Raw genomic sequence first — 8,677 nt, forward strand, 5'->3', positions numbered from 1 at the left:
CGGCCCTCCGCAAGCTCCGGGCCTCCTCAGGGAGCGGGGTAGGGACGGCCCTCCGCACGCTCCAGGGCGCCCCTAGCCCAACGACCCGAGAGCCTTCAGCCGTTCGTGCGCCTGGGTCATGATGGACTGGATCAACTCGTCACAGCTGGGCAGGTCGTCGATCATGCCGACGACCTGGCCGGAGGCGAGCACGCCGGCGCGGGTGTCACCTTCGACGAGGCCGGCCTTGAGCAGCATGGGGGTGTTGCCCGCCATGATGACCTGCTGCCACGTGCGTTCGCCCGACTTCTTCATCGTGCGCCCGTCTTTGAGCATCGTCGTCCAGCGCATGCCGGTCATCTGCTTGAACTCGTTGGCATTGCGGGCCGCGGCGACGAGGGCCCGGGCCGGGCTCCCGCTCTCGAGCGCCTCCACCAGCGGGGTACGCAACACGCGGTGCGGCATGCCGTCGACCTTGACCGAGACAACGGTGTCGCCGAGACCGCGGGCGAGGTACTCCTGCTTGACGGAGTCGGGCACGGCACTGTCCGACGTCAGCAGGAACCGGGTGCCCATGGCCACGCCCTGAGCCCCGTAGGCGAGTGCGGCGGCGAGCCCACGGCCGTCGAAGAACCCGCCCGCGGCGACCACCGGCATGTCGATACCCTTGGCGGACAGCGCATCCAGCACCGACGGCAGCAGCAGGGTGGTGGCGACCGGTCCGGTGTGACCACCGCCCTCGCCGCCCTGGACGATCACTGCGTCGGCACCCCACGAGGCGACCTTGACGGCATGTTTGGCCGCACCGATCGACGGGATCACGACGATGCCGTTGTCCTTGAGCTTCGCGATCAGTTCGGGTTTCGGGGCCAGCGCGAAGGAGGCGACCTTGACGCCCTCTCGGATCAACAGGTCGATGCGTTCGGGGGCATCGGTCGCGTCGGCACGCATGTTCACACCGAATGGCTTGTCCGTCAACGATTTCGTCTTCGCGATGGCCGCCTCGAGTTCCGCGAACGTCATCGTGGCCGACGCCAGGATGCCCAGCCCGCCGGCGTTCGAGGTTGCCGAGGTCAGCGACGGTCCGGACACCCATCCCATGCCGGTCTGGACGATCGGGTACTCGATGCCGACGAGCTCGGTGAACGACGTCGACAGTCCGGCGGCGCGCGCGGGACTCGGTTGTGCGCTGGTGGGACTGCTCATCGGACTTCCTTGTTGCGGACGCCCTTCGGGTCGAGGACGTCCCGGATCAGACCGAGCTCCTCTGCCGTCGGCCGGCGCGTTTCGGGTGCGTCGGCAAGGCCTTCGACCTCGAAGCCGGTGTTCTCGGCGACCTCGTCGGCGCCGACCCCGGGATGCAGGGACAGGGCCCGCATGGTGTGGCCTGGTCCGCCGAAGTCGAAGACGCCGAGGTTGGTGACCACGCGATGGATGTTCAGGTCGTCGAAGGCCGGGTTCTCCGGATCAACCTTGTCGAAACCGACGCCCGACACGATGTCGACGGACTCGCCGAAGACGCGCGCGGTGTGGCGGGCCACCCAGTAGCTGGTGGGGTGGTTGATGGTGTTGCCGGGCGCGCCACGCACACCGAACATCTGACGAGTGGGGTGCTGCAACGGACCGAACGCCGACAGGTTCTGATTGCCGTGCCGGTCGATCTGGTTGGCGCCCATGACAACATGGCGCCGACCCGATGCCACGACGTCGAACACCTTGCGGAACGGCATCCACCCCTCGATCGGCCCGGTCTTCCCGATCGGCGGGGTGTCGGCGAGGATCAGCGCCTCGCCGTCGGTGATCAGCAGGTCGGGTTCGGTGGTGAGACGCGCGAGCCGGGCGCCGAGCAGGGGGGTGGGCGCCATCGGCGAGGCCATGATCTCGCCGGCGCCGGCGAAGATGTCGGCGCAGGAGATCACGCAGTACTCGGCGCGGGTGGGTTCATCCGTACCGGACGATTCACCGGGCGTGGTCGCGGTTTCGGCGGTGCTCACTGTCCGGTCTCCTTCTGCTCGTCCTGCCAGGCGGTCACTTCTCGCTGGTAGGTCTGTTCGTCGACCTGGAGGAATCGGCGCGAGAACGCGTCCCAGGTCTCGGGCTCCTTCGCCGACGCCACATAGAACTGCTGGAACTTCTCGTCCCGGCCGTACTCCCCGGCAAACGTGAAGTGAGCGCCGTTGGGCGCGTGGACGACGCGGTCGACGGCCATTCGGTTCAGCAGAAGACGTTGGTGTGGGACGGTTTTGACGAGCACCTCGGTGGAGACGATCTGATCGGCCTCGAGATAGCGACGTTCGGCGGCCGCGCAGTAGAGGTCGTCGAAGTACGGGTCGACCCCGGTGTAGGCGGCATTGCCGTGGGCATCGGCCAGATCCAGGTGCACGAAGGCGGCGTCGAGCTTCAGTGCCGGCATGGCCACCAGCGTCTGCGTCCGGCCGTCGGCGTCGGGATAGGGCGAGGTGACGGTCTTCAGCTCACCCTCCCAGAAGTTGAGGACGTCGGAGCCGAGGCCGGCACGAATGGGCAGGAACGGCACGCGTGCGGCGGCTGCTTCGAGGCCGCATTTCACCATGCCCTCGTCCATCTCGCGTACCTCGATCTCGCCGTTGGTGCGCGCCTTGGCGAACCACGGATCGTAGAACGGAACCGAGTCGAGCGAGACGAAGCCGTAGTACGCGCGGCGCACCTTCCCTGCCGCGCAGAGCAATCCGAGGTCGGGGCCACCGTAGGTCACCACGGTGAGGTCCTTGACTTCGGAGCGGGCGAGCGCACGGACCAACGCCATCGGCTTGCGGCGCGAACCCCATCCGCCGATGCCGATGGTCATGCCGTCGCGTAGCTCGGCGATGACGTCGTCGAAAGTGCTTGTCTTGTCGGTGGGCATGTCAGGCACGTCCTCCATCCGAGGCGGAATTCGCGGCAAGTGGTTTGCCGGTCGACACGAACGCGTCGCGGTGCTCATCGGCGACGCCGGCCAGGTTCAACTCGAAGGTGTACCCCTGCTCGAGGCGGTAACTCGCCTTGACGTCGACGGGGTCGATGTTGTTGATCGCCTCCTTGGCTGCGCGGATCACGCGAGTGTCCTTGGCGGCGATGGCCTCTGCGACCTCGAGTGCCGCGTCGAGCAGTTCCTCGCGGGGCACGACCCGGTAGACCGAACCGAAGTGCTCGAGTTGCTGGGCGGTGACGTTCTTGGCGGTGAAGTAGAGGGTGCGCATCATGTGTTGTGGCACGAGCCGCGCGAGATGGGTTGCGGCGCCGAGTGCTCCGCGGTCCACCTCGGGTAGTCCGAAGACGGCGTCGTCGGAGGCCACGATGACGTCGGCATTGCCGACGAGGCCGATGCCGCCGCCCACGCAGAACCCGTTGACGGCGACGACGACGGGGACGGCGCAGTCGTAGACGGCACTGAAGGCGGCGGCGCATCCGCGGTTGGCGCCGATCAGGGCGTCGAAGCCGTCGGTCGCCTGCATCTCCTTGATGTCGACGCCCGCGTTGAAGCCCCGACCTTCTGCGCGGAGCACCACCACGTGGGTGGAGGGGTCCTGGCCGGCGGCGGTGATGGCGTCGCCGAGTTCGAACCATGCGGCCGATGGCAGCGCGTTGACCGGCGGATAGTCGACGGTGACGGTCACGATCCCGGTATCGGAACGTGTCGTGGTGATCGGCACGCGGGCTCCTCTCATGGGGCGGTCCGGACAGTCCGAGGGGACTGCGGAAGCGCACCAAGCAAGTGCTTGGTTGTTTGGTAGGGTAGCACCCATGCAGACGCAGTCACAGGTCGAGCTGGGCCTGGTCGGGAAGGTCATCCTGGTCACGGGCGGGGCGCGCGGGGTGGGTGCCGGGATCACCCGCGTCCTGGGTTCGCTCGGCGCCCGTCCGGTGATCTGTGGTCGCAACGCCGACAATCTCGCCGACGACCTCCGCGATCTCGATTTCGTGTCCTGCGATGTCCGCGACGCGGATGCGGTCGTGGCGATGATGGACGACATCATCGGGCGGGCCGGACGCATCGACGGTGTCGTGAACAATGCCGGCGGCTCCCCGTTCGCGCTGGCCGCCGACGCGTCGGTCCGGTTCGCGAGCAAGATCGTCGACCTCAATCTGCTCGCCCCGCTCGCCGTGGCCCGCGCGGCCAACGCGGTGATGCAGACGCAGCCGGATGGCGGTGGCATCGTGAACATCTCGAGCGTGAGCGGCCACCGGCCGTCACCCGGCACCTCGGCCTACGGTGCGGCGAAGGCCGGACTCGACAACCTGATGAGCTCGCTCGCCGTCGAGTGGGCGCCGCGGGTGCGGGTGAACTCGGTCGTGGCCGGCCCGGTCGTCACCGAACAGTCCCACCTGCACTACGGCGACGACGCCGGTGTGGCAGCCGTCGGCGAGACCATCCCGATGGGGCGGATGGCCACGCCCGCCGATGTCGGCAACGCGGTCGCCTTTCTCTTGTCACCGCTTGCCGGCTACATCACCGGGTCGACGCTGACCGTCCACGGCGGTGGCGAGAAGCCGGCATTCCTCGACGCCGCCACGGCCGGTAACGCAGTCTGAGACCCGGTGTGCGGTTCGGGGCCGCAGACACTTCGGAAAGGAAGAACATCAGTGACCAGCAAGTTGAATGAGGGTCGTGTCGTCATCGTGACCGGTGCCGGCCAGGGCATCGGACGCGCCCACGCCCTCGCGTTCGCCGCCGACGGCGCGAAGGTCGTCGTCAACGACTACGCCGAGGACCCCGCGAGTGAGGTCGTCGACGAAATCGTCGCCGCCGGCGGGCAGGCAGTCGCGTCGGTGGGCGACGTCGCGGACTGGGATTCGGGTGCGGCCATGGTCGAGACCGCACTCTCCGCGTTCGGACGCCTCGACGTACTGGTCAACAACGCGGGTTTCGTGCGCGACCGGATGCTGGTCTCGCTGTCGGAGGACGAGTGGGATGCGGTCGTCCGCGTACATCTCAAAGGGCACTTCGTCGGTCTGCGGCACGCGGCCGCGCACTGGCGCGCCCAGGCGAAGGCCGGCGACGTTCCGCAGGCGCGCATCATCAACACGAGTTCCGGTGCGGGACTGTACGGTTCGGTGGGCCAGGGCAACTACGTCGCGGCGAAGGCCGGCATCGCGGCCCTGACGATCCAGGCGGCCGCGGAACTGGGGTCGTATGGTGTGACCGTGAACGCGATCGCTCCGGCCGCCCGTACCCAGATGACCATGGGTGCCGGCGAGGCGATGGCCGCTCAGATGGCGGCGCCCGCCGACGGTTCCTTCGACACGATGGATCCGGCGAACGTCTCGCCCCTCGTGGTCTGGCTGGGTTCGCCCGCGGCGGGCTCGGTGACCGGCCGGGTGTTCGAAGTCGAGGGCGGCAAGATCTCGGTCACCGATGGATGGCAGCGAAGCATCGAGCGGGACAAGGGTTCTCGGTGGGAGGCCGGCGAGCTCGGCCCGGTGATCGAGGAGATCCTGGCCAAGGCGCCGGTACCGATGCCGGTGTACGGCGCGCGATGACCTCGCCCCGAGATCCCTCGGCCGAGCGGATCGCCGCGGCGCGCGCATATGTGGACGCCTTGGTGAGTCACGATCCGTCCGCGGTCGCCCTGCACCCGGACTGCACCCGCGTGGAGTTCGGTGTGCGGACCGGGCGCGACGGCGAACACATCGCCCGCAGCCTCGCGCGTGGCCCGCAATTCCGCCTCATCCACCGGATCTCGGACTTCACCGCCACGGTGGACGGGCACAGCGTCACCACGCGCTACGTCGTCCACGTCCGACCCAAGACCCTTCGGCTGGGTGCCACCGTGTCCGAGACCTTCGTGGTCGACGAGGACAACCGGATCCGCGCGATCGTCGCCCACTTCGGCCTCCCGCGGCCCCAACGGGCCTGACCGCCCGGCACGCCACCAACAGACGAACCCACCACCCCGAACGGGCGGTGGGTTCGTCGACTGTAGGTGGACCGTCAGGCGCTGGGCGCGCGGACGACCATCGGCACGCCGGGGAAGTACGCCGCCATCTCCGACCGGGACTTGCGAAGCGCTGCGGTGCCGTACCCCGACTTGCGGAACTGGGGGTGGATCCAGATGCGCAGGTCGATCTCGCCGTCCTTCAGTTCGCCGAACACGAAGCCGACCTTCGACTCGCCTTCGACGGCGACCAGCCAGACGGCCTCCTCGGCGTCGACCCGGGCGGTGGCGGCATCGATCTCGGCCGCGACATCGCCGGCGGGAGCGCCCGAACCGTCGCCGGCGGTGCCGATCTCGTTGGTGCGCGCCGAGAACAGTTCGGCGTCGGCGGACGGGTCGAACGGACGGAGATCAAGGGTGTCCCCACTGCTGGCCGGACGTTCGGCGAGCGTGAAGGTGAGGGCGCTGTTGAGGTCGTCGAGTTCGGCCTGGTTCTTGCGGCGGTCGTCCTTGGTGAGCTGGTCGAGCTTCATGTCGAGGATGGCCTCGGCGCCGAGCTTGGATTTGCCGAGCAGGTCGACGATCGCGGTGACGGCCTCGTCGTGATTCTCGGCGTCGACGATGGCATCGAGGACCTCGTGGCGGCGCTCGAGGGCGGTCAGCAGGGCGTCGGCGATGTCACGCCGGGTGGTGGCGAGGTCGAGATCAGTCATGGTTCGATCCTAGGTCACCACCCCTCGCCGGTGGCGGACTTCAGGTTCGCGGAAGGCGCATCCGCAAGGGAATGTTAGAACACGTTCTCGTGTCTCATAGTGCGGTTTTGGTGGAGATTCTTCCCTAGAGCTGTAACACGTCCTAGTCTGGTGGTCATGACGAACGAGGGTACGACGACAGCACCGGCCGACTTCGATCACCTGCGCGGGGGCACGCACATGGGCGACCTGATGGTCGCGGCGCTGCGGCGGCACGCCGACCGCACCGTACTGTCGCTCGGCGACACGGAGATGACCGGCGGTGAGATGGCCGCGTCGATCAGCCGCTACATCCAGGCGTTCGAGGGGTTGGGTGCCGGTACGGGAACCGCGGTCGGCCTGCTCGCGCTGAATCGGCCCGAGGTGCTGTTCGTGATCGGCGCCGGCCAGACGCAGGGATGGCGCCGCACCGCACTGCATCCCCTGGGCTCACTCGACGACCACGCGTACGTGCTCTCCGACGCCGGCGTGTCGACTCTCATCATCGACCCGGTGCCCATGTTCGTCGAGCGGGCCGCGGCACTGCTCGAACGGGTTCCCGGTCTCAAGCAGGTGCTGACGCTCGGACCGGTGCCGGAGCAACTCGCCGCCCACGCGCGGGACGTGATCGCCGAAGCCGACAACTTCGAGCCGAAGCCCCTTGTCGCCGCGCATCTCTCACCCGACCACGTCGTCTCCATCACCTACACCGGCGGCACCACCGGCAAGCCGAAGGGTGTCATCGGGACGGCCCGCGCGATGTCGACGATGACGCAGATCCAGCTCGCCGAATGGGAATGGCCCGAACACCCGCGGTTCCTGCTCTGCACGCCCCTCTCGCACGCCGGCGCCGCCTTCTTCGTCCCCACCCTCATGAAGGGCGGGTCGATGGTGGTCCTGTCCAAATTCGACCCGGCCGAGGTGCTCCGCACGATCGAGGAGCAGAAGATCACCGCGACCATGCTGGTGCCCTCGATGCTGTACGCACTGATGGATCACCCGGACTCCAAGACGCGCGATCTGTCCTCGCTGGAAACCGTGTATTACGGTGCGTCGCCGATCAATCCGGTCCGGCTGGCCGAGGCCATCGAACGATTCGGTCCGATCTTCGCGCAGTACTACGGTCAGTCCGAGGCGCCGATGGTCATCAGTTACCTGGCGAAGGGTGACCATCCGGGTCCCGGTGAGGACCAGCGTCGGCTGAGCAGCTGCGGACGGCCGTCGGCCTTCCTGCGTACCGCCCTGCTCGGGCCCGACGACAAGCCCGTCCCGCAGGGCGAACCCGGCGAGATCTGCGTCGCGGGACCACTTCTCGCCGGCGGGTACCTGGGCCTCCCCGAACAGACCGCGGACACCTTCCGCGACGGCTGGCTGCGCACCGGCGACGTGGCCCGCGAGGACGAGGACGGATTCTGGTTCATCGTCGACCGCACCAAGGACATGATCGTCACCGGTGGCTTCAATGTGTTCCCGCGCGAGGTCGAGGACGTCGTCGCCGAACACCCGGCAGTGGGTCAGGTCGGCGTGATCGGTGTCCCGGACGACAAGTGGGGCGAGGCGGTCACCGCGATCGTGGTGCTGCGCAACGATGCCGACGCCGACGACGCGGCGAAGGACCGGATCACCGCCGAGATCCAGCAGTCCGTGAAAGACCGCAAGGGTGCGGTGCAGTCACCCAAGCGGGTGATCTTCGCCGATGCCCTGCCACTGACCGCGCTCGGCAAGCCGGACAAGAAGGCGCTGCGGTCCAAGTACTGGGCCGACTCCGACCGCGGCGTCGGCTAGATCCCCTCTGCTCCCTGATCCGAAAGAAACGACCTGCCCCCTGCTCCCTGAGGAGCGCCCGGAGCTTGCGGAGGGCGCGTCACGAAGGGTCTTCGCAACCGGCTCACCAGGACCCTTCGTGACGGCTCCGCAAGCTCCGGCCTCCTCAGGGAGCGGAGGTTCTTTCGTTGTCCACGACGGCCGCCTGGCCGCAGATACTGAGGTGTGAGGAGCGTTAGCCGCCGGGCCGAGCAAGCGACGAAGGAGCGCATCGAGGTCGACGAGCCACGAAGGGCCTGGTGAGACAGG

9 protein-coding genes are annotated in these 8,677 nt (G+C 68.1%); 4 read left to right on the forward strand and 5 right to left on the reverse strand.

The genetic code is table 11. From position 1 onward, the window contains the following. Positions 1-72: 72 nt before the first annotated feature. The 4 genes from M4D77_RS08080 to echA20 are packed head-to-tail and all read right to left on the reverse strand — an operon-like array spanning position 73 to position 3,650. On the reverse strand, positions 73-1,185 hold the full coding sequence (locus M4D77_RS08080) for a nitronate monooxygenase family protein (RefSeq protein WP_058253933.1): 1,113 nt from the start codon (positions 1,183-1,185) through the stop codon (positions 73-75). After that, on the reverse strand, positions 1,182-1,973 hold the full coding sequence (locus M4D77_RS08085; protein ID WP_078113609.1) for a CoA-transferase subunit beta: 792 nt from the start codon (positions 1,971-1,973) through the stop codon (positions 1,182-1,184). Before M4D77_RS08085 ends, M4D77_RS08080 begins: the two co-directional genes overlap by 4 nt. Further along, positions 1,970-2,863: a CoA transferase subunit A gene (locus M4D77_RS08090; protein ID WP_259935976.1), complete on the reverse strand. Its 894-nt coding sequence runs from the start codon at positions 2,861-2,863 to the stop codon at positions 1,970-1,972. Before M4D77_RS08090 ends, M4D77_RS08085 begins: the two co-directional genes overlap by 4 nt. 1 nt (position 2,864) lies before the next feature. Then, a complete protein-coding gene (gene echA20, locus M4D77_RS08095) occupies positions 2,865-3,650 on the reverse strand; it encodes a (7aS)-7a-methyl-1,5-dioxo-2,3,5,6,7,7a-hexahydro-1H-indene-carboxyl-CoA hydrolase (protein WP_068970725.1) in 786 nt (261 codons plus the stop codon). Between the two features lie 91 nt (positions 3,651-3,741). Here echA20 and M4D77_RS08100 point away from each other — a divergent pair, with 91 nt between their 5' ends. Genes M4D77_RS08100 through M4D77_RS08110 form a run of 3 tightly spaced genes read left to right on the forward strand, consistent with a single transcriptional unit; the run spans position 3,742 to position 5,855 of the window. Further along, complete coding sequence (locus tag M4D77_RS08100) at positions 3,742-4,530, forward strand: SDR family oxidoreductase (protein ID WP_058253930.1); 789 nt, start codon at positions 3,742-3,744, stop codon at positions 4,528-4,530. A 51-nt stretch (positions 4,531-4,581) separates the two neighbouring features. After that, positions 4,582-5,478: an SDR family oxidoreductase gene (locus M4D77_RS08105; RefSeq protein ID WP_068970727.1), complete on the forward strand. Its 897-nt coding sequence runs from the start codon at positions 4,582-4,584 to the stop codon at positions 5,476-5,478. After that, entirely contained in the window at positions 5,475-5,855 is a 381-nt protein-coding gene (locus tag M4D77_RS08110; protein ID WP_259935977.1) for a nuclear transport factor 2 family protein, read from the forward strand. The genes M4D77_RS08105 and M4D77_RS08110 overlap by 4 nt, the downstream gene beginning before the upstream one ends. A gap of 74 nt (positions 5,856-5,929) precedes the next feature. On the opposite strand, the gene M4D77_RS08115 is transcribed toward M4D77_RS08110, so the two are convergent. Beyond that, positions 5,930-6,586 (reverse strand): GNAT family N-acetyltransferase, encoded by a 657-nt coding sequence (locus M4D77_RS08115; protein WP_058253927.1) that lies wholly within the window; start codon positions 6,584-6,586, stop codon positions 5,930-5,932. Positions 6,587-6,742: 156 nt separating this feature from the next. Here M4D77_RS08115 and fadD8 point away from each other — a divergent pair, with 156 nt between their 5' ends. Continuing rightward, the gene (fadD8, locus tag M4D77_RS08120; protein WP_165629663.1) at positions 6,743-8,389 is read left to right on the forward strand and encodes a fatty-acid--CoA ligase FadD8; all 1,647 of its coding nucleotides are present in this window, start codon (positions 6,743-6,745) and stop codon (positions 8,387-8,389) included. The last annotated feature ends 288 nt before the right edge of the window (positions 8,390-8,677 follow it).

It is taken from the genome of Gordonia sp. p3-SID1431 (assembly GCF_025143765.1).
In the GTDB taxonomy this organism is placed as follows: Bacteria; Actinomycetota; Actinomycetes; order Mycobacteriales; family Mycobacteriaceae; genus Gordonia; species Gordonia hongkongensis.